At 43.5% G+C, this 21,114-nt stretch carries 15 protein-coding genes; 4 read left to right on the top strand and 11 right to left on the bottom strand.

Annotated features, from left to right (window positions below; genetic code table 11):
• Window positions 1–255: 255 nt before the first annotated feature.
• The 8 genes from BB427_RS15530 to BB427_RS15495 all read right to left on the bottom strand — a co-directional run bounded on the left by BB427_RS15530 (window position 256) and on the right by BB427_RS15495 (window position 8,683).
• Complete coding sequence (locus tag BB427_RS15530; RefSeq protein ID WP_010607432.1) at window positions 256–1,491, bottom strand: ABC transporter permease; 1,236 nt, start codon at window positions 1,489–1,491, stop codon at window positions 256–258.
• Window positions 1,491–2,681 (bottom strand): efflux RND transporter periplasmic adaptor subunit, encoded by a 1,191-nt coding sequence (locus BB427_RS15525; protein ID WP_069021756.1) that lies wholly within the window; start codon window positions 2,679–2,681, stop codon window positions 1,491–1,493. Before BB427_RS15525 ends, BB427_RS15530 begins: the two co-directional genes overlap by 1 nt.
• Window positions 2,678–3,832, bottom strand: a complete 1,155-nt coding sequence (locus tag BB427_RS15520; RefSeq protein ID WP_069021754.1) for an efflux RND transporter periplasmic adaptor subunit — start codon at window positions 3,830–3,832, stop codon at window positions 2,678–2,680. Before BB427_RS15520 ends, BB427_RS15525 begins: the two co-directional genes overlap by 4 nt.
• Window positions 3,822–4,772 (bottom strand): HlyD family secretion protein, encoded by a 951-nt coding sequence (locus BB427_RS15515; protein ID WP_069021752.1) that lies wholly within the window; start codon window positions 4,770–4,772, stop codon window positions 3,822–3,824. Before BB427_RS15515 ends, BB427_RS15520 begins: the two co-directional genes overlap by 11 nt.
• Complete coding sequence (locus tag BB427_RS15510) at window positions 4,754–5,440, bottom strand: ABC transporter ATP-binding protein (RefSeq protein WP_069021750.1); 687 nt, start codon at window positions 5,438–5,440, stop codon at window positions 4,754–4,756. The genes BB427_RS15515 and BB427_RS15510 overlap by 19 nt, the downstream gene beginning before the upstream one ends.
• 226 nt (window positions 5,441–5,666) lie before the next feature.
• Window positions 5,667–6,119, bottom strand: coding sequence for an NfeD family protein (locus tag BB427_RS15505; protein ID WP_017218224.1), 453 nt, complete (start codon window positions 6,117–6,119; stop codon window positions 5,667–5,669).
• A 5-nt stretch (window positions 6,120–6,124) separates the two neighbouring features.
• Window positions 6,125–7,075 (bottom strand): SPFH domain-containing protein, encoded by a 951-nt coding sequence (locus tag BB427_RS15500; RefSeq protein ID WP_010377916.1) that lies wholly within the window; start codon window positions 7,073–7,075, stop codon window positions 6,125–6,127.
• A gap of 147 nt (window positions 7,076–7,222) precedes the next feature.
• Window positions 7,223–8,683: a pre-peptidase C-terminal domain-containing protein gene (locus tag BB427_RS15495; RefSeq protein WP_069021748.1), complete on the bottom strand. Its 1,461-nt coding sequence runs from the start codon at window positions 8,681–8,683 to the stop codon at window positions 7,223–7,225.
• A gap of 189 nt (window positions 8,684–8,872) precedes the next feature.
• On the opposite strand from BB427_RS15495, the gene BB427_RS15490 reads away from it, so the two are divergent.
• Entirely contained in the window at window positions 8,873–9,751 is an 879-nt protein-coding gene (locus tag BB427_RS15490) for a hypothetical protein (RefSeq protein WP_017218222.1), read from the top strand.
• Window positions 9,752–9,794: 43 nt separating this feature from the next.
• Here the strand turns inward: BB427_RS15490 and BB427_RS15485 are convergent, their stop codons facing one another.
• Together BB427_RS15485 and nudB are read right to left on the bottom strand one after the other, a co-directional pair.
• Window positions 9,795–10,916 (bottom strand): alanine racemase, encoded by a 1,122-nt coding sequence (locus tag BB427_RS15485; protein ID WP_069021745.1) that lies wholly within the window; start codon window positions 10,914–10,916, stop codon window positions 9,795–9,797.
• A gap of 7 nt (window positions 10,917–10,923) precedes the next feature.
• Window positions 10,924–11,364: a dihydroneopterin triphosphate diphosphatase gene (nudB, locus tag BB427_RS15480; RefSeq protein ID WP_069021743.1), complete on the bottom strand. Its 441-nt coding sequence runs from the start codon at window positions 11,362–11,364 to the stop codon at window positions 10,924–10,926.
• A gap of 508 nt (window positions 11,365–11,872) precedes the next feature.
• Between nudB and BB427_RS15465 the strand changes: the two genes are divergently transcribed.
• Window positions 11,873–13,780 carry a M6 family metalloprotease domain-containing protein gene (locus tag BB427_RS15465; RefSeq protein ID WP_069021737.1) on the top strand — a complete coding sequence of 636 codons (1,908 nt, stop codon included), beginning with the start codon at window positions 11,873–11,875 and terminating at the stop codon, window positions 13,778–13,780.
• A 191-nt stretch (window positions 13,781–13,971) separates the two neighbouring features.
• Window positions 13,972–15,270, top strand: a complete 1,299-nt coding sequence (locus tag BB427_RS15460; protein ID WP_069021735.1) for a methyl-accepting chemotaxis protein — start codon at window positions 13,972–13,974, stop codon at window positions 15,268–15,270.
• Between the two features lie 285 nt (window positions 15,271–15,555).
• Here the strand turns inward: BB427_RS15460 and BB427_RS15455 are convergent, their stop codons facing one another.
• Window positions 15,556–17,394, bottom strand: coding sequence for a choice-of-anchor I family protein (locus BB427_RS15455; protein ID WP_069021733.1), 1,839 nt, complete (start codon window positions 17,392–17,394; stop codon window positions 15,556–15,558).
• A gap of 318 nt (window positions 17,395–17,712) precedes the next feature.
• On the opposite strand from BB427_RS15455, the gene BB427_RS15450 reads away from it, so the two are divergent.
• A complete protein-coding gene (locus BB427_RS15450) occupies window positions 17,713–19,992 on the top strand; it encodes a CHRD domain-containing protein (RefSeq protein WP_083229896.1) in 2,280 nt (759 codons plus the stop codon).
• Window positions 19,993–21,114 lie beyond the last annotated feature (1,122 nt).

Here is a 21,114-nt window from a genome sequence, read left to right as displayed (position 1 = left end):
TGCTTTCTTCAACGCTTAGTAAGTAATATATTCAAAGACTTACTAAGCTGTAAAACTAACACAAAGCAATACGAGCATTCTTTGCTCATACAATGCTTCCAGTTATTTTTGATTTAAATCGCATAAAAGTTTACCTTGTGGCGAAAAAAAGTCCAACAAAAAGCATGCTAGTTAATGACTTTGGTCATTGAACAGCATGCGAAAAAGTATATTAGATTTGAAATACAAAGAAGGCGTTAGTACCTCCTTTATTGGTTAGTCACTTTGCAGCGCTTCGATTGGGTCTAGCTTTGAAGCCTTAATGGCTGGATATACCCCAAATGTTAAACCGACTAAGGCACAAATACTAAAAGATAGGAAAATAGCGCTTAGAGACCAAGACACCGCCCAATTTGAGTAAAATGCAATTATCTCTGACAGTAAAATACCAAACACTACACCGAGTAGTCCGCCTAATATCGAGATGGTAAAGCTCTCTGTAATAAACTGGACTTGAATATTTTTGCGAGTGGCGCCTATTGCCCGTAATAAGCCTATTTCTTTGGTTCGTTCAAGTACGGTTGCGAGCATGATATTCATAATACCAATACCACCAACAAGGAGTGATATACCCGCAACGCAAGACATCACCATATTAAAAATAGCCTGTGTTTGTTTTTGCTGAGCAAGCAAAGCGGCGGGAATGGTTAGCCTATAGTCATCAATATCGCTATGGCGATTGGTTAATATGTTAGTGATAGCTTGAGATGCCAAAATTGGACTCTGAGATTTGTCGATAGCGAGTTTTAGTTCGGTAACCTCTGGTTCAAGTAATCCTTTATTAAAGCGATGAATGGCGGTCGTTAGCGGAACAAAAATACGGCTTTGTTCACCACCTAGGGCAACGCCTTGAAACTCCTTTTTGTTCAGGTGCGGTGCTTGCAAAATGCCAACAACCTCAAACCATAAATGGTTAATTTTTACTTGTTGACCAACAGCGCTCCCGAGGGGAAACAGAGTTTTTGCGGTATTTGCGCCGAGTAATGCAACCTGCCTATATTCCTTGCTATCTTCCGTATTTAGCAGGCGACCCGCCGCGAGTTCATAATGCGCAAGGCTAAAATAGTTTGCTGTGACGCCCGCGGCTTCTCCTTCAAAGCTGCCGAATTCGCTAAATATCTGGTAGGTATCCACCAGTCGCTCAGCCGAAAAGTCACTAACAAAGGGCAGGGCATCGACAATCACTTGGCCGTCTAATAGATTAAGACCTTGCGAGTGTTTTCGTTGTTCTTTTAGGTCATTCTCTTCAATGTCTTTGGCACTGACAATAACATTATTGATCCCCATAGAATCGATCATTTTAAGCGCTTCTCGTTCAGCACCTTCACCGATGTTTAACATAGCAATAACGGCTCCCACACCAAAAATCATGCCGAGCAAGGTCAATAGGGTTCTGAGCTTATGCTGCTTTAATTGCACAATAGCGTCGGTAAATAAATCCAAATATTTCATTACAGTTCCTTATTCGCGACGAGTGCAATTTGTTGTTTGGGAGATAACCCTGCCAATACTTCAGTATGGCTTAGGTTGCTTTGGCCTAATTCCACTTTTACGCGTTTAAACTGGCTACCGTCTTTAACTTGAACAAAAAATGCGTTGTTATCATTGATCACGCTATGTTTAGGCACGAGTAGCGCTTGTTTATTTTCTTGGACAAATACCGTAGCGAGTACTTTATTGCCCGGCTTGAAGTGGGCTGGAGTCTCATCAAGGCTAGCGATGATCTCATAGTATTTTTGTGGATCTCCACGACGAATAGATTGTGGGTAAGGTGATACTTTTGTGATTTTACCATCAAAGCGCTCATCGCTATTGGAGAGCAGGGTAAACTCAACCTTTTGGCCAATCGCAAGGCCAAGCGCTTCTTTTTCATGAACGAAAAGCTTAGCTTGCAGGGATGAAATATCTGGTAACCCCCCGATCTTTTGCCCAGGCCATAGCGCTTGGCCTGATTTGGGCTTCTCTCCACGCCAATCGGCACTGAGGGTAAGTAAGCCATCATGTGGTGCGATGACTTCAAGACCTTCTAAGTTTGCGTTGTACATCGCAATTTTGCTTTCATGCTGTTTTGTCTGCAGCTTTAACAATTCCATCTCTCCAAGAGCAGAAGATGAAAATTGCTCTGTCTGCCAGCCAAAATAAGCTTCTTTTGCATTGAGATACTCAACATTTTGCATTTGATCTAAAATGTCGAGCTTTGAGCGGATCCGTTCATCGTCAACTGAAAAGGTTTCGGCAAAGTGTTTCTCTTCACTAACGATAACTTTGTCGCTATCCAAATGGGACTTTCTTGTGGTTAAATCACTATCGGTGACCGTAATGTCTTGTGCGACTTTGCCTTTGTCGAATTCACTAAAGCGTTTTCGTCTTTCTAATTGGCTGCCATCGAAGCGTGCAATAACATCGCCTTTTTTCACCTGAGTATACTCAGGCATGATCCATGCGAGCGTCTGAGCCCCTCTTGCTGAGGTTGGGGCGGATATGACGGTTTCACTTGCGGCTTCCAATTCGCCTTCTGCATCCACAGTAATCGAAAATGGCTTCGACTCTACGGTATATAGTAGTTGCGCTGACTGCTCAGGTGCTTCTTGGCAGCCAAGTAACCATAGTGGGACAATGACTGCGAGTAACGTTTTTTTCATAGCTTTACCTCCGCGCCTTGACTAATACCAGAAGAAATCACGGCAAGTGTCGGTGTGGTATAAGATACAGTGACCTCTTTCTCTCCGCTATTTGTGTCTATAAACACTTTACCCGCACTTTGTTTTAACGCGTTTAATGGCACGGCCAAGGCGTTATCGAGTTGTGCTGTCACTATCTCTATACGAGCACTCAAGCCTGGCCGCAGCTTTTCGGTATCGACTTTGTCCAGCTCAATAATAGCATCTACAATGCGGCTTTTATCTTGATGCGACTTTTCTCTAAAAGCTTTTCCTATTTCAACGAGTGTTCCGCCGATAACATAACCGTCGGCGCTGTCTATGATAACTTTTACTGCTTGCCCCAATTTTATCCGTCCAAAATCGGCTTCTTTAATTTGTGCTTTTACTTGCATTTGTTCAATAACTGATAGCTCAACAACAGGTTGACCAAATTGCATGGACTCGCCAACACTGGGCTTTTCGCCTTCCCAGTTTGCTCGATATGCAACTAGCCCATCCATCGGCGCTTTTACTTGTAAACGCGCTATATCACGTTTTAGCTCTTTTACTTCAGCATCCGTTCGTGCAACCTTGCTTCTTGCCATTTGGATACTCAGTTCTTTGTTGTCTAGGTGAAAAGCGAGTTGACTGCGGGCAAGCTCTAAATCATTGGTTGCAATGGTGAAGTCGATTTGTGCTTTTTTACGATCGTTGTCTGAGCGTGAGTTATCTATGATCTCTGCGCGTCGTTTTGCCTTATCAAAGTTCATTTGCGCTTCAGCGAGTGCGAGTTTGTATTCTTCTTCCTGCTTCTCGACTTGAGCTTGTTTATTTTCTAGCTCTTTTTGCGCTTGACTTAGCTTCGAATTATATTCCATCAAGCGATCTCTAACGGTTTGATCGTCAAATGAAACAACAATTTGGCCTTTTTGAACCGTGGTATTCTCTGGCATTAACTGTTTTATTTTGTATTGCCACATACGCTTGATTGAAGGAGGGGCTATCAACGCTCGGCTTTTTGATTCCAATTCACCATTCGCTTCTACTGTGATAGTGATTGGCTGCGCCTTAACAATATGTATATCGCTGGGGGCTTGACTACAGCCTAGTAAATAGAATGGAATGATGACTGCCAGCAACTTAACTTTCATTTTTCTCTCCTGGCAAAGTTATGCTTCCGCTCATGCCCGGTAGTAGTGGCAAATCGGTGTTGAATGTGAACTTAGCTCGGTAATACATGCCTTGGCCCCAGTCTTGGCGCTTTTCTGGTTGTGTTGATAGCTCAGTGAGGGTACTAGGCGTTGATGAGGAGCGAAAGGCGTCAAATTTTAAATCGGCGGTTTGACCTTCCTTAATGCCAATAGCATCTACTTCATGGATCCAGGCTTCTAGATACAGACCCGCTGTAGAAGGGATTTCTGCTACTTTCCAACCCGGTTGTACTGTTGCGCCAGCAAACAACTTGTTGCCATTCCAAGGGTGATCCGTATACAGAATTGGGCCGCTGTTACTAGCTGTTAGACTCATTTTATCGAGCTGCTCTTGGTTGTGCGTGAGGCTTGCTTCTAGCCGCTTTATCTCTAGTCGCTGTTTCTGAGTATTTGCCTTTGCTTCAGTTTCGGCCTTGCTTAAACTTATTTCGGCTTTATGGTTTTCGATAATCGCTTTTTCTAACGTCAGCTGATGTTGCTCGTAGTCGTAGGTGCTGATATTGGCTTTTGGCACGCTGGCATCTATTTTGGCTCTTTCGACGAGCAAAATGGTTTTTTTCAACTGAAACTGAGCTTCTAGTACCTTTTGGGCGCCGTCTTGCTCAATTCGTTTGTACTCATCTTTTGCAGCATCGAGCGCTACTTTATCTTGGTCGATTGAGGTCGCGATAGAGCCTGAATCATAGACGACGACGATGTCACCCTTATTAGCAACTTCACCCTCGGGCAGCATCCATTGAATTTGAATCTTCCAAGAGTCACTCATCGGCGCGTGAAAGACCTGAGTTTCACCTGCTTTAATAAGACCCGAAACGATAATTGGTTTGGCAAAAGCCTGCAAAGAGGTGAGCAGGGCGATGCTTATGACATAGCTGCGCATTGGCTATCCTCCACTTTCTCGCCATCTTTCATTCTGATGATACGCTCGGCATATGCCGCAATATCGTCTTCATGCGTTACCATTACAATCGTGTGACCTTGCTGGTGTAGCTGACATAGTAATTCCATGATCTCATGCGAGGTTTTACTATCTAAGTTGCCAGTTGGTTCATCGGCAAAAATGACTTTTGGCTCATTGATAAGAGCCCGAGCAATAGCAACACGTTGGCGTTGTCCGCCAGACATTTCGAAGGGTTTGTGATGTGCTCTGCTATCAAGACCTACTTTTTTTAGCATGGCAAGTCCGCGACTTTTTGCCTCTGATGGGGAAGTCTCTGTGTACCTTAGCGGTAAGATGACATTTTCCAGTGCGGTCAGGCGAGTGAGTAGGTGGAATGTTTGAAAGATAAAGCCAATTTTTTGATTTCTAATTTGTGATAAGGCTTCATCTTCCACGGCCTGAATTTCTTGATTAGCAAGATAGTAAGAGCCGGAAGTTGGAGAATCTAAGCAGCCAAGTATATTCATTAAGGTAGACTTTCCAGAGCCAGAAGACCCCATTACTGCGACAAATTCACCTTCCATTACTTCTAGAGAAACTGATTTTAGTGCATGCACTTGTGTCTCTCCGCTTCCGTATACTCGGCTTAAGTTTTCGACCCGAATCATTGTAGATTATAATCCCTTGTTTTTATTATATTTTATTCATGGTTCAGAGGTGTTTAGCCTTGTACCTAAATTTGAGTGTAACTGTTGTGTAGGATAGAGTAAACCGAGAAGGTATTAGACGAAAAGAGAATAAGGTAAAAAGTTGTTTCTGAATACTGCGGATTACAGAAAGTGCCTAACAAAATTGGCTGTTAGGCACTTTGTTCGCAAGGCTATACCAATTTGCTTAATTAGGCTCTACCCAAAACGCGCCAACCTCTTTTTTAACCACTTTGACTTGTGTTCCTGCAGTAATAGGTTGTTTACTTTTTAGTTGCCACGCAATACCAGAATAGGTATGAAAAATACGACTATCTGCATTCAAGTCCTTTTCTAGCGTAAAGGTAAGCTCAGCAAAATCACTGGTTACTTCTTTGTTGTCAGTGACATCTTGCATGCGTCTTAGTGGTTTCCATAAAAACACAGCCAGTAATGTCGTGACTAACGCATTAAACCAAAGTGCAGTCAGCCAAGTTTGGTCAAGCATGCCTGCGTACATTAGACCACCGCTGATCACCAGCGACAGACCCAAAAAGAACAGTACAAAGGTCGCAAAACCAAGCACAGCAACCTCAACAATTAGGCAAGCAATTCCTAGTACTACTAAGGTTTGTGCTAAATGCTCAAGTAAAAAGGCCATAGGCGTTACCCTTGCTTTTTATTTAATGTATTAATAATAGACATGCCTTGTGCCACAAGCGAACTTGCATCTGTGCCATTGTCTGGTAGCAATACCACAGAAGATTCTTTAGCTATCGCTTCTTTTGCTGCAATGGCTTTTGTTGCTAAGTCAAGCTGGATGGCTTTTTGGCCTTCTTCGGTATTTGCGGCTTCACCGACTTTACGAAGGGCTTCGGCTTGTGCGTCTGCAACGGCAATAATCGCTTTTGCTTCACCTTCAGCTCTTAGGATCTGCTCAGCCTTTTCGGCTTCAGCTGCAAGCACCTGCGCTTGCTTCTTACCTTCCGCGACGTTGATAGCGGCTTGACGGTCACCCTCTGACTCTAATATTTGAGCTCGTTTCACACGCTCAGCCTTCATTTGTGCTTCCATTGCTTCCATTACAGAGTTTGGTGGCACAATATCTTTAATCTCGTAGCGCAGTACTTGAATGCCCCAAGGATCAGAAGCTGAGTTGATGGCGGCGACGATGTTGGTATTAAGTAAATCTCGCTCTTCAAAGGTTTTATCCAACTCCATTTTACCCAGTTCGCTACGCATGGTGGTTTGCGCGAGCTGAGTTACCGCGAAGATATAATCGTCAACACCGTAAGTCGCTTTATACGGATCTAACACTCTAAAATAAAGTACACCATCAACAATCAATGAAATATTGTCTTTAGTTATGGCTGATTGAGATGGTACATCAACGGCTTGCTCCTTTAAGCTCCTATCGGAGGCTACGCGGTCGATAAATGGCAGAATAAAGTTTAGGCCGGCTTCTTTAGTGGATTGATACTTACCGAAACGTTCAATAATCCACGCACGGTTCTGCGGGACAAATTTGATACTCCCTTTTAGTACCACAATAACGAAAATCAATAAAAACGCTTGGATGGTAAAAAGGTAATCAAAAATAAGTGTGACTGGATCCATGTTAGCTCTCCTACTACATAAGAATTGTTCGCATCAAATGCATGTTCCCAATATAGATGAACCATTAGTGAATTTCTATAAATAAATTCACTCAGAGGTATAGCGATGGCAATCATCCTCAAACGATAGCCATCGTTACTTACTCTATTAAAGTAGTTCTACTTTTATTTCTATCCATGCGGTAGCGCTATTTTCTGCTCCGCCCTTTGATGTAGGGGTGATTTTGAATCCTCCCCAGTGATCGGTATATGAATTTCCGATTGTTAGCTCCGAATCGGTTTGGTCGTCACCCCACCAGCCTGGTGTTTTTGACCCTGGAGTCATATCTAAGAGGTAAGAGGTCGTTTTCCAAAAACGTGGATCTTGCTCATTTTCGAAGTAGCCCTCTAAATTGATGAGTATGCCGTTTTTGGTATTTGGATATCGCGCATTTGTAGTTCTGTACTCTAACCAATACGTATATAAGCCGTTACCCGATTTTAGCTTTAATCCGATATATCCTTGATCATTGCGCCCGTGGTCAAATGCATAAATGCGATATGTTCCCGATGAGGTAATGAGTGGGACTTCTGATCCGCTTACCCAACCGAAATACTTTTTGTACAGTAAGTTATATTCTTCTAAAGAATGAGCGCCCATTCCCATCATGCTATATACGTTACCATAGTTTAAACTTTCCTTTGCATAATCATGATCGCCAATGACTCTACCAGGGCCAGCTTCTAGCGCTTTAGCATGACGTAGCCCAAGTGCATGCCCTAACTCATGCGCCACCACGCCTGATGTGTGGTGATATAAACTGATTGAAGGAGGAGCAGCGCTGGAATTGAAGTTACCAACTTGAGGGGCAACCATCATTCCCACATTACCAGTTCCAGGGTTTTCTGGGTCAACGCCGTTTGCTTTAACATGCTTCTTCCATTCAGCTGTCCAACCGTGAAAGTCACTGTCAAAGTCACTTTTGGGTCGATTAATATTAATTATTGGCACCGATGTATCATATGTGAGGTTAAATTTACCGTAAGATTGGTCCGTGTAATATGCTGCAGCGTCAGCTAAATCACGCTGCATTGAATTCCAGTTAAGTTGCGCATCGCTAAATTGAAATCTAAACACTTTGATGTTGGCATAATTTAAAGGATAACCATCATTATCTCCAGGTGGTGGAGTAGAACCTAAGTTACGGCATGAGGTTGCACCTAAATCAACGACCAATGAGGCACCTTGACTGGCCCCATCTAACGTAATGTAAGTCCAATATTGGTTTAAGTTCTTAAGCACGATACATTCGCTATTACCGTTTCTTTTTGAATTTGGATCGCTACCGTCCAGTTTTGGCCACCCCCCATTTTTTGAATATAAATTAAGATTTCCTGAGCCATGTCCAGTGGTAATTGCCAAACTATTTACACTATTTGTACCTGGAATACTTAAGTAAGTTCGAGTGCCACTCGGAAGGCAAATAGGTTGCTTATTGACAATTTCTCTTCCAGTAAATGGGGCTGAGGATTTACAGGTGTCAGTGAGTTGAGCTGCACTTGCCGGACCTGCCGTTAATAGTAATAGAAGCGCATAACAGCGCGCTCTTCTCAAATATATCTTTTTCACAGTTGTATCCTTATTAAATAAGCTTGCTAATTTACAAGCCTATTTAACATAGGATTAAAGTATACAATATTCAATATAACATTCTTGTGAATTGGTGAAAGGTATGGATTTTACAATCGTAAAATCCTCAACTAAATTTAGAGAGGGAGGTATTAGGCTCAGGAATCCTTTTGTTTACCAGGTAATTGAATGATGTATATGAATTTTCTGAGGTACCTATTTGTCGTTTTTTGCTTAGCTGTCACTGCTAATGTTGATGCAACAACGATTCAGATATTTTTGGATGATGAAGAAGACCTCGCTATTTTGACGCAAAAAGCTAAACCTGAAAATATTGCTGGCGCAACCAACAAAATACTATTTGAACAATTAAACCTCTCAAACATTGAGTTTCTCGGCGCAAGTTATAAACGGACGTTACGCTCAATGCTAAAGCAAGATAAATCAGCTATTTGCACTCTTAACAAAGTAAAAACTACTTATCGCGAAAAAAACTTTCTATTCAGCTTGCCAGTAAATTTTTATATCAGTAGACGTCTATATCAACATGCTGATTCACCTCCGCTATCTAAAGAAGTGCTTGATGAAGAAGGTAATGTAGTCTCTCTTATGCAACTTTTTAACGTATACAGAAATAAGCTGATAGTAACTGCTGACGACCTGTCATATGGGCCTTTTTTAGATAAGCAATTAGCACAGGTGGATAGCGCTAATAAAGTGGTGAGAGGTGGAAGTAATCATTATGAAACTGTACATCGGATGTTCGAGTTGAAACGTGTGGACTTTCTGCTTGGTTACCCTGTTGAAGTGATGCGATACGCGAAAGCCAATCAAGATAAATATGAATCCTATCTAATCGCGGATTCACCTCGGTTTATTTTAGGTCATGTGATGTGTAATAAGACTCAAGTAAGCAGGCAGGTGTTAGAGAGAGTAAACCAGATACTACTCAGTAATTATGGTACCAAAGAGTTTTTATTGGCCCATATAAATTATTTACCCGTTCAGGAGCATCGATCTATTCAGGAAGTTATAGAGCGCTACATAGATCAACTCGGCTCAAACTAATCCACTAAGCATGCTCCTGATCCTGTGTCGGGCGGTACAGCTATCACCAGCCCCCAAATCTTGGCCAAAACTCGATGTCATCATGACTTAACACATGATAGCCCGAGTGCTGAGCGGCTGTTGCACATGCATGATTCGGTAAAATACGTAGTAGGTCACCATGTTTCATGTCTGGTAAGGTGAAGCCGGGTTCACATTCAATAACGCCATGTTCTTGATTTGCTGAGGTTACTTTGAGCCCAGGCAGCAAATTACCCGCTTGGTCACAAACGAGGCCATAGCCGCAATCAAACGCTTGACTCGCGGTACCTCTGTCTCTTGAAAGCGCCATCCAGCCGGCATCTATAAAGAGCTTACTTTCACTACGCTTGATACCAGTGACACGCGTTAGCACGCTTAGTGCAATATCTTCGACGTCACATATGCCGATACCAGCCATAACAAGGTCGAAGAATGTATAGACCCCAGCTCGCACTTCAGTGATCCCATCGAGGTTTTGCGTTGACAGTGCTGTTGGAGTAGAGCCAATACTCAGCACTGTTGTGGTGATCCCTGCCTCTTCCAGCATGGACGCGGCAGCCACAACTGCTGAGCGCTCTTTCTCAGCAAACTGTATTAGTTGCTCGGCCGTGCTACACGCGTATGAGCCACCGGCATGCGTTAGTAAACCCCGATATAAACCACTGCTTTCCAGTATGGTTGCGATGGTCACGATTTCTTTGTTTTTAGGGCTAAGTCCTGCGCGATGTCCGTCACAGTCTATTTCTATCAAGCAAGGGATCGTGCACTCATTTTCCGAGCAAAATTGCGAGACAAGCATGGCTTGTTCCATACTGTCTAGCAGTATGGTTAGGTTGACACCTTGGTTGATTAGGGCAAGAACGCGTTGTAGCTTATCTTCTGTGATCCCCACCGCATAAGTGATATTAGTGTAACCTTCCGCTGCAAATGTTTCTGCCTCTTTTAGAGTGGAAACCGTACATCCCGCTTGTTTGTCGGCCAAAATATAGCTTGCGGCTGCAATGGATTTTACCGTTTTCAAATGTGGGCGAAGGGCCACATTAAAAGCATCAAGATGCTTTTCCATACGCGAAAGGTTATGTAAAAAAGCAATTTTATCAACAACTAAACATGGTGTTTGTAAAGATCCTAATGTTGTAAACATAGCTCAATCATACTCCTATGAGTTCTATTTCCTGTCGATTGCTAGGGGACCAGACGCGTTCACAAGCGTGCGTTTTGTTAAGCCAAATAAAGTCTGTATGTTCATCTTCAGCAAGTACCACACTGATCCCTGACGGTACTTGGATACTAAAAACATGCTCAGTGTTGATGGTAACACCCGGCTCGTAACGATGGCGCCAATGTGGTCTTATCGTGTATTGATTCGTTTTATTATGCGAGTGGATGGTGATCCCAAGCGCCGCGGCGTCAATACCGGTCTCTTCTTTTAACTCTCGATACGCGGTAGTGATTGGAGTTTCACCGGGATCTACTCCCCCAGTAACTGATTGCCAAAAGTGTTTATCGTCTGCTCTTTGTAATAGCAAAAACTCATTATGCTCGTTGTATATTACGACCAATACCGAAACGGGTTTACGTAGTGCCGACATGGTTTACATCAAATCAGGAACATGTGCTTTGAGTTTAACCAGTTGAGTTGCACTCGGCAATTGGTATAAAGCGTAGATGGCGAATTTTGGAAAAAAAAAAGCAGGCCATCTGGCCTGCATAAAAACTCCAATAGCAACAAGCTGTGCCAAGGAAATCCCAATAATGCCAACATCCCAGTCGGCAAGCTCTACTTCTCGGGAGTTCAATTGTGACTTTAGGCACGCCTAGATACGCAGGTAAAAAGGTGCAGCCCCAAAGGAACGAGACCAATGCTAATGTAATGTTTAGTACTTGTAAACTAAAAATTGAAAAAAATAGTTTAAACGAGCTTTTTTTGCTCACTTTGAAATATAAAGCTTCTAAAATGATGGAATTACAATCGATGTAACTATTTGTTATTTATCTGGTTGATAAATTTTGTACCTTTAATGGTTTGAGAGTTGTTGCAATTTTGTATCCATTCTGTATGTTAATGAATTGTACAACATGTAACCTAGGAAAGGAAAAATGAAATTAACATCAGCAATTATCGCAACCTCATTATTGGCAACCAGTGTCGCAGTAAACGCGGCGATACCTTATAAAAATGAACAGTATCAATTTACCCAACCAAGTGGTGAGGTGATCACTCTTATTCTTAATGGTAATACGTACTTTGCTCAGCAGCGTACACCTGACGGCGAGCTTGTAGTGTATGATGCCTCGCTCAAAGGCATGGCTTACGCACAGGTATCAGTCGATGGGGAGCAACTTATATCAACGGGTAAGCTTGTGACCAAACGCAGTAAGCAAGGCATACAACGTCACTCGGTAGACACTATGCAGCAAGGATTATCCTCGACTGCTATTGCAAAAAAAGTAAAAGCGGCGCAGCAGGTAATGTTGGGTCAAAACCAAACACCAGTCGACTTGATACATACGCATCAGTTTGAGCGTAGTGATAATGCAATGGCGTTGAATGCCGAGATCAGCGGTCAAGTAAAAGGGTTAACTATCATCATTGATTTCCCTGATGAGCGCGGCACTATCACAAAAGCGCAAGTTGAGCGTTTTTTAAATGACCAAAATTACAATGAATTTGGTAACGCGCAGTCAGTAAGAGGGTATTTTTCGTCGGTCTCTGGAGGCAAGCTGGATTATACCAATACGGTAACGGCTTATTACACTGCAAAGAAAAACAAAGCGTATTACGCGGATAGCGCATTAAGCTCAACAGTACGCTCGCAAGAACTCATAAAAGAAGCGCTAAATTGGCTTGAATTTCAACAGGGATTTGATTTTAGCTCGCTGACTACAAATAGTAGTGGGCAGATCCGTGGATTAAATATTTTTTATGCTGGCAACTCTGATAGTGCATGGTCTAAAGGTCTGTGGCCACATATGGCAAGACTCAGTCCACGTTTTTGTGCTGATGGCGTGTGTACCGACCGCTATCAAATCACGGATATGGGAAATAGCCTTGCAATTGGCACCTTTGTACATGAGTCAGGTCACTTAATCACAAATTGGCCCGATCTTTATGATTATGACGGCAGCTCAGAAGGCTCAGTCGCAAGTTTTGGCGTTATGGGATTTGGCGCGATTGGTGCTTCCAACCGTTTTAAGCCGACGCCACCTGTCGCACACTTTAGAGCAATAGCTGGTTGGGATACGGTAATTGAACTTAATCCTGCCGTAAATGCTAATGCCCCAACGGGAAGGCTCAGTCATATTTCGGGCGCTAATAGCTCATATAAATGGACCAACCCAAGTAACGCGAATGAAGCCTTTTACATTGAGGCTATTCATCAATCGGGACAAAACTCAGAGCAACTCGATTCAGGTTTGGCTATTTGGCACGTTGATTCTGCCGGCAATAACTCGAATGAATGGTATCCGTATATCCAAATGGAGCATGGTGATGCCAAACGAGATCCTGAAAATGGTCGCAACCGTGGGGATAATGGCGATTTATTTGATGTGGCAGGAGAGTTTAGCGCCACACTGCCGAATGCGTTGAGTAGCAAAGGGACGAATGCGCTATGGTGGAATGGAAGCGACTCTGGCTTGTCCATCAGCAATATTTCTGATCCCGCTGCAGAGATCCAATTTACCGTAAGCGGTAGTACAACCCCACCACCTGCGGGAGATGTTTACACTGGATACTTAGCAGACAAGCAACAAGCCATACAACCTGACGGCAGTTGGTTTCAGTACAGCGGTGGCACAATAGCACTTACTTTAGAGGGGCCGGCGAACGCAGACTTCGATTTGAAACTCGAAGCTTGGCAAGGTGGTACATGGCAACAAGTTGCTATTTCGGAGACGCCAACCTCACAAGAGTCAATTAACTATACGGCAAATTCAGGTTATTACCGCATTTTGGTTTATTCATATAGCGGTGCGGGTGACTACCGTCTAACGGTACAGAAGTAGTTATCCAAAGCACTGGTTAGTCAATACAATTGATATAATGCCAAGTCGCGTTGCTTGTGTGATCAGCGCGCGGCTTGTTTTGGTGCGTATGTTAGAACGCCAAACTCCACTTTCTTATCTATAATTCATACTTTATTACCAAAATTATGATAATAATGCAGTCATGCATATTGTTTGTTACGGAATAGCTTATGAACTTTTTTCGAAAGCCAAATCAAGAAGTTGAAAATTTGACCGCTGAACTCAACCGTGCTCGGGCATTACTTTCTGCGATTGATGAAGCGGTCGCAAAAATTGAATTTACACCCGATGGTCAAATAGCTGCAGTCAATCAACATTTTCTCGCTGTCGTGGGTTACACAGAGGCTGAAGTGATAGGACAGCACCATCGTATTTTTTGCCACAAGGACTACGTAAATTCTCCGGAATATCGCAGTTTCTGGGCAAGCCTTCAACGTGGCCAAGCTCAGTTTGGTAATTTTGAGCGCTTTACCAAAACAGGTGACGTGGTTTGGCTCGATGCGACCTATTTTCCGGTTGAAGAAAATGGCAAAGTCACCCGTATTGTTAAAATTGCGAATGACATCACAGCAGAAAAGCTCACTATCAAAGCACAAGAAGCGATAGCTAACGCACTCAATAAGTCCATGGCAACCATAGAGTTTACACCCGAGGGCGTTATTTTAGATGCAAATCCAAATTTCACGGCAACTGTGGGCTATAAGCTCAGTGAGATTAAAGGTCAGCACCATCGAATGTTCTGTGACGACAGCTTTTACAAAGAGCAGCCACATTTTTGGCAAGAGCTGGCAAAAGGCCAGCATAAAAGTGGTCGCTTTCATCGCTTAGGTAAACATGGCGAAGATATTTGGATAGAAGCAACGTATAACCCTATCTTTGATGAACATGGCAAAGTCATTAAAGTGATAAAGTTCGCAACAAATATCACGGCGCGGGTGCAAAAAGCGCATCGAGTCGCACAAGCTGCCGAAGTTGCGCAGGTGACATCAGAGCAAACTGAGCAAATAGCGGCCCGTGCGAGTTTACTGTTGCAAGAGTCTGTTAGTACCTCAGGGCTTATTTCTAATCAAGTGCAAAGTGCAATGGCCGCAATAGCACAGCTTAATGAACAGTCAAAAGGGATTTCGGCAATTGTGTCTACCATCAGCGCGATTGCAGAGCAAACTAACTTACTTGCGTTAAATGCAGCGATAGAAGCCGCCAGAGCGGGTGAGCAGGGAAGAGGGTTTGCGGTGGTAGCCGATGAAGTAAGAAGCTTGGCAGCACGTACTTCGCAGTCGACCAACGAAATCAATGATGTGGTAAATCAGAATGAAGTGTTAACTAAAGAAGCCACCGCACTGATGAATACGGTGTCTGAAAGCACTGAACTTGGTCTTGCACAAATCGACGAAGTGAATAAAGTGATGAATGAAATAAAGCAAGGCGCAGAAAACCTCACAAATACGGTCAAAGGATTGTCAGAATAACCTAAAGATCGCCGCGTAAAGCACCTCCCACCAAGAGCTTGAGTATTTGGTAGGTGCGGGTTTACCCGCACTCCTATCTCTAATGCTCGGCGCGTAAAGCACCTACCCCCAAGAGCTTGAATATGTTGTGAGAGCGGGTTCACCCAGCCAGCTTTTCCCAATAATCGCCGAGTAAAGTGGCTCCCACCAAAGGCTTGAATATGGTGTAGGAGCGGGTTCACCCCGCGATCTTTTCATCAAGATCGGCGCATAGAGCGCCTCCCACTGCAACATAATGTGAATGCTTTATTTTTCAGCGATTTGCCATACCGCAACTGAGCCGGAAATTTCATTACCGATCACCAATAAGGCTTCGCCAGTTGCACTTTTGTCGGCAGGAATAAATGCCATGCCCTCTGGGGCTAAGTCGCCACTGATTTCGGCATCTTCAACTAATCCACGGTTGTAAAAATAATCTTCAAACTTAACATCGTAAGGGTTGGTGATATCGTAAACCATGATACTACCCATACGCTCTAAGCCAACGAATGCAAAAGTGCGTTCACCAATTTGACCTAGCGCTAGTGCTTCCGGCTCTGGGCCTTTTGCATCGGAGCGCGTATCGCCTTCATTGGTGTCTTCATCATTGTTAAATTGTGCGCCATGCACGGAAGCTGTGATCCGCTCGATTTGATCGCCAGAGTCGAACACCACAAGGCCGTTGCTATCCCAAATGGTGAATGAACGTGCACCATAGGTGTACAGCGTTTCATATTGGCCGTCATTATTTTCATCGCCTTTCACCGTTGTGACTTTAAGGCGACCAATGTCGTCATCGTCATTATTGAGATAAGCAAAGTTGCTTGCTAGGGTAAGATCTTCGGCACGGCTCTCATCAATGTACGCTAAACAGCCATCGTCTTTATCGTAATCTAGGCCACCTTTCGCGGTACAGTCGGCTTCATCGGCAGCATCAAAAAAATATTCTCTACCATCACCTTCGTTAGCAGAGACAATAAAGTTAGCGCCTTTCCACGTGTAGCTAGAGATAGTGTCTGGCTGATACATGCCGTAAAGACCGGGGTACTTTTTAAAATTGATCTTTTTATCTTTATCCGAGGCATCCATGGTGTAATTTGACCAGTCTTTGAATCCCAAACCGACTAAATTAAGGCTATTGTCACTTAGATCTACGATAGCGAGTGCGTTGTTTTCTTGAATTGAAACATAGGCGAAGCGGTTGTCTTTAGAGATGGTGACATATTCCGGTTCTAAATCCATCGCAACTGTCGTATTAATAAGTTTGCCATTGATAGTGCGACCAGTTGGATTGGCGAAGACAATGCCTTGTGCTTCTAGCTCAGCTTGCTTGGTGTTAAATGCGCTAAAGTTTAATTGTGTTGCTGTATTTGCAACTACGCCATTTGTAATGTTGATAATGCTGATGCTACCTTCAGGATCAACGCTGTAGTCACCTGCGGGCTCCCCTTCATTTGCGACCACGACCTTGCTGCCATCATGAGTAAAGGTAACCATATCAGGTAGTGCACCCGCCGTTACATTTTTAACAAAGGCCGGAGTTGCACCTGAGATATCATAAAAAGCGATTTGTCCTGCGTCACCCGTAGTCTTGGCAGCCATTGCAACTGCCAATAGTTGGTTGTTTTCGTCAACTGCAATACTGTTTGCGTCGCCGGGTGTATTGTCGTTTAAGTTGATTGTCATGGCTGATGTTAAATTTGTAGCGGTAATAACACCTTCATTATTTTTGACCAGAGCGGCCGTATCAAAGCTGGTTGCTGGAATAACTTCAACCACAGCGGCACTGCCTGAACTATTAATGGCATATATCCATTTTTTGGATGCTTGGTAAGCGACAATTTCAGCGGCGCCTTCAGGGCTTTCTGCATTAAGCACTGCGCGTCCCACAAGACTTATTTCAAGCACGCTATTGGCGTTAGTGCCATTGGTTCCGTCTTGTCCGTTTGCTCCATCTTGGCCGTCGGAGCCATTTTGACCATCGTTACCATCTTGTCCGGCAACGCCTTGTTGCCCTTGCGAGCCTGTGGCGCCATCGTCACCATCAAGTGAACAGCCAGTGAGAAGAGAAAGCAAAGAGAGCGCGATAAGTGAGTGCTTAAACATAAAATATCCTGATTATTATTGTTAAAGCAGCTACTTAATCACAAAAATATGACTCTTATATGGCAATGAGGTTTCACAATTATGGTGAGAAATTCATTGATATCACTGAGCTGAATGTAATGCCATTCAAGCGTTAGTATCATCGGTATCAATGGATGAACAGGCAAAAGTTGGTATTGCAGTTGGCGCAATTAGGTACAGACAAAAAATATACAATAATTTTTCAAATTTGATGAACTTTTATTCAAACCTGTTCGTAAGGGTTAGCTATGGGTGACAAAAGTCATTCTTTTTAACCGAGTCTACAGGATGAGTATAATGAAAAAGTTTATAGTAAGTGCCAGCTTCATGCTTCTTATGGCATGCAGCGATAATGACGATAACGATACTGTTACACCTCCGCCACCGCCGCCAGCCCAAGAGTTTTCAGCGACTAAGACCTTTGAATTGATGTTATCAGGAAAGCAAGAAGTACCGATGAATACGTCAATGCAAACCGCTTCCGCAACAGTTGAGCTTGATGAAAATCTGATGCAATTCAGAGCAACACTCGACTACAGCGACGTCGAAGGTTTTAGTGCTGCACATATTCACGATGGTGATTTGGGGGCGAATGGCGATGTGGCATTCGCTTTTGAAGCATCAGATGACAATAAGGTCAGTATTCCAATCACAGATCTGTCTGAGGATCTAATTGAGGATATGTTGGATGGTGATTGGTATATCAATCTACACACCGAAGCCTTTCCAAACGGCGAGTTACGCGCTCAGATTGTATCTGACACGGTAAGCGTGATCACGTTCAAATTAGATGGCTCACAACAGGTGCCAATGAATGAAAGTAGTGCCATGGGGTATGGTTATGCGTCATACGACAGCACCGATGGCGCGCTTTACCTTCGCGCGGTCACTATGGACGTTGATGATGCCACAGCAGCACATATTCACACTGGCCGCATTGGTATGAACGGCGATGTGCTTGTGGTGTTAGAGCAGGACGACGAAGTAATGACAGACTGGGTAACGCCAGATGACACGATGATCGACGAAGCGACATTGAATATTTTGCTCTCGGGTGGACACTACGTCAATGTTCATACGCCAGAGCTACCAAATGGTGAGATCCGCGGCCAAATCCTGACGGACAATTACGCAGTTGCGACATTTGACTTATCCGGCAAACAAGAAGTGCCAGCAGTAGCAACAATGGCATCCGGTGATGGCTATGCCCTTGTTAACACAGATAACTATGAAGTAGAGCTCAGAGTTGTCACTAGCGGTGTTGAGGATGCAACGGCGGCACATATTCATACTGGCCGGATCGGCATGAATGGTGATGTTCTAGTGGGCCTTGAGCAAAGCACCGATGATATGAATGTATGGATGACGCCAGACAACACCATGATCAATGCTGAGATTTTTGCGGTACTCGCATCGGGTGGTCACTATGTTAATGTCCATACTCCTAGCAATCCAAGTGGTGAGTTACGTGGCCAAATTCTTACCAGCAATTATGCGCTCGCTACATTTGCGCTTTCAGGTCAGCAAGAGGTTCCTGCAGTATCGACAATGGCGTCAGGGGATGGCTACGCTTTGGTTAACATGAACGATTATGAAGTTGAACTTCGTGTAGTGACAATGGGTGTTGAGGATGCAACGGCGGCACATATTCATACTGGCCGGATCGGCATGACTGGTGATGTTCTAGTGGGCCTTGAGCAAAGCACCGATGATATGAATGTATGGATGACGCCAGACAACACCATGATCAATGCTGAGATTTTTGCGGTACTCGCATCGGGTGGTCACTATGTTAATGTCCATACTCCTAGCAATCCCAGTGGTGAGCTACGTGGCCAAATTCTTACCAGAAATTATGCACTCGCTACATTTGCGCTTTCAGGTCAGCAAGAGGTTCCTGCGGTATCGACAATGGCGTCAGGGGATGGCTACGCATTGGTTAACATGAACGATTATGAACTTGAACTTCGTGTAGTGACAATGGGTGTTGAGGATGCAACTGCGGCACATATTCATACTGGCCGGATCGGCATGACTGGTGATGTGTTAGTTGGCCTTGAGCAAAGCACCGATGATACGAATGTATGGATGACGCCAGACAACACCATGATCAACGCCGAGATTTTTGCGGTACTCGCATCAGGTGGTCACTATGTTAATGTGCATACACCAGCAAATGCGAGTGGTGAACTCCGTGGTCAGATCCTCACTGACAACTACACGTTGGTAGCGTTTCCATTGAGTGGCGAGCAAGAAGTCCCAGCCGTTACAACCACTGCCACTGGTAGTGGATATGCTTTGGTAAATCGAAACGGCTTTGACCTTGAATTACAAGTCCTCACCTCAGGTGTTGCTGATGCAACGGCTGCGCATATACATACTGGCATTGCTGGTGAAAACGGCCCTGTGTTATTGGCATTAATGCAAGATAGTAGTGATGCCAATCGCTGGATGGCTCCGGCCAATGCAGCATTGACAGCGGAAATATTTGCGATTCTGGCAGGCGGTGGTCACTACGTAAATGTGCATACACCAGCAAATCCAAGTGGTGAGTTAAGAGGCCAAATAGTTAATTAACCTGATCTGCGCATAAAAAATTGAACGAAAAGCCCTTGTGGTGATCTGATCAAAGATCAGATCACCACAAGGGCATGAATAACTTAGACGCGATTTTCGTAGATGCGGATAATGTTGTTTGTTGTTTGTTGTTTGTTGTTTGTTGTTTGTTGTTTGTTGTTTGTTGTTTTAATCTCATTGGCAGACTACTTGTATGCTGATAAAGGTTATGCATCAGGTAGCTAAAAGGCTAAATTTAGCAGAACAAGGAACTAACTTTGTTACAGAACAACGAAGTAATACGATGCGACAATCTATGTCAAATTGGTATAAAGCGAAGCTATCAAAGGGTTTCAGTATTGAAGCTGTATTTGATTAACTTAAGTCTGATAGACCAAATAAGACACCGTAGCTATGTTTCATTTGTGGTGAATTTGATCACAGGGCTTACTGTTTATATCTTTCAAGTAAAGAAGCTGAGTATAAAGATTACTCAGCTCTAGTTCTTAAGTTAGCTACTTCCTCCTCTGAAACCCTTAACTTTCTCACTTCTCATTGTCTTCTTAGAGAAATCCAAAACCACGGCCAGCTGTGCTTGGGTCATATTAGCAGCATGACGATAACTAATAGAAGATGTTAATGTAAGTTCAAGTAGTGACAAAGGTCAGAAGCTCAGTACGAATGTAGCAATCAGAGTTCGTTATTCAAGCATCTCAACGAGCCAATGTAGATGCACAGTTTGAGGAAGGAGAGAAGGGGTCGAGACAATAAGAGGGGTGTTGATAATTAACCTCAAGTTTGGATAAGGAATGTTCTACCTCCTTGTCTAGTCAGAGAGTTTTAGGAGAAACACCGCGTCCTGCTTTCGCTTTAGATACCTACTTGCTGTAGGCAAGGCGAATTTACTTACCAATAGCTGGCTATTTGAACGAAGCGCTGAAACTGGCTGCTAGAAAGGCATTAATTATCCGCAGCTCAGGTTAATTACTTCAATGCAGGTCAAGGAGTCTATAACCAAACTGTTAAAAGCCCATTGAGCGTAATATAGAAAATAGTAATTTTTATTAAAGATTTTTAAAGAACTCTGGAAGAGGATTACTAGAGAATACAATCAACATAAAAATCGGAATAAAAATGGGCGCT

Origin of the sequence: Pseudoalteromonas sp. BMB (genome assembly GCF_001709235.1) — a bacterium.
GTDB lineage: Bacteria > Pseudomonadota > Gammaproteobacteria > Enterobacterales > Alteromonadaceae > Pseudoalteromonas > Pseudoalteromonas maricaloris.
The sequence above is the reverse complement of the archived record's forward strand: the minus strand, read 5'-3'. Positions and strand labels throughout refer to the sequence as shown.

What these genes read in the sequence shown, in the direction of transcription:
- BB427_RS15515 (WP_069021752.1), bottom strand. Translation starts at nt 4,772, where the DNA reads ATGCGCAGCTATGTCATAAGCATCGCCCTGCTCACCTCTTTGCAGGCT.
- BB427_RS15465 (WP_069021737.1), top strand. Translation starts at nt 11,873, where the DNA reads ATGAAATTAACATCAGCAATTATCGCAACCTCATTATTGGCAACCAGT.
- BB427_RS15450 (WP_083229896.1), top strand. Translation starts at nt 17,713, where the DNA reads ATGAAAAAGTTTATAGTAAGTGCCAGCTTCATGCTTCTTATGGCATGC.
- BB427_RS15510 (WP_069021750.1), bottom strand. Translation starts at nt 5,440, where the DNA reads ATGATTCGGGTCGAAAACTTAAGCCGAGTATACGGAAGCGGAGAGACA.
- BB427_RS15485 (WP_069021745.1), bottom strand. Translation starts at nt 10,916, where the DNA reads ATGTTTACAACATTAGGATCTTTACAAACACCATGTTTAGTTGTTGAT.
- BB427_RS15505 (WP_017218224.1), bottom strand. Translation starts at nt 6,119, where the DNA reads ATGGCCTTTTTACTTGAGCATTTAGCACAAACCTTAGTAGTACTAGGA.
- BB427_RS15525 (WP_069021756.1), bottom strand. Translation starts at nt 2,681, where the DNA reads ATGAAAAAAACGTTACTCGCAGTCATTGTCCCACTATGGTTACTTGGC.
- BB427_RS15460 (WP_069021735.1), top strand. Translation starts at nt 13,972, where the DNA reads ATGAACTTTTTTCGAAAGCCAAATCAAGAAGTTGAAAATTTGACCGCT.
- BB427_RS15455 (WP_069021733.1), bottom strand. Translation starts at nt 17,394, where the DNA reads ATGTTTAAGCACTCACTTATCGCGCTCTCTTTGCTTTCTCTTCTCACT.
- BB427_RS15530 (WP_010607432.1), bottom strand. Translation starts at nt 1,491, where the DNA reads ATGAAATATTTGGATTTATTTACCGACGCTATTGTGCAATTAAAGCAG.
- BB427_RS15500 (WP_010377916.1), bottom strand. Translation starts at nt 7,075, where the DNA reads ATGGATCCAGTCACACTTATTTTTGATTACCTTTTTACCATCCAAGCG.
- nudB (WP_069021743.1), bottom strand. Translation starts at nt 11,364, where the DNA reads ATGTCGGCACTACGTAAACCCGTTTCGGTATTGGTCGTAATATACAAC.
- BB427_RS15490 (WP_017218222.1), top strand. Translation starts at nt 8,873, where the DNA reads ATGATGTATATGAATTTTCTGAGGTACCTATTTGTCGTTTTTTGCTTA.
- BB427_RS15520 (WP_069021754.1), bottom strand. Translation starts at nt 3,832, where the DNA reads ATGAAAGTTAAGTTGCTGGCAGTCATCATTCCATTCTATTTACTAGGC.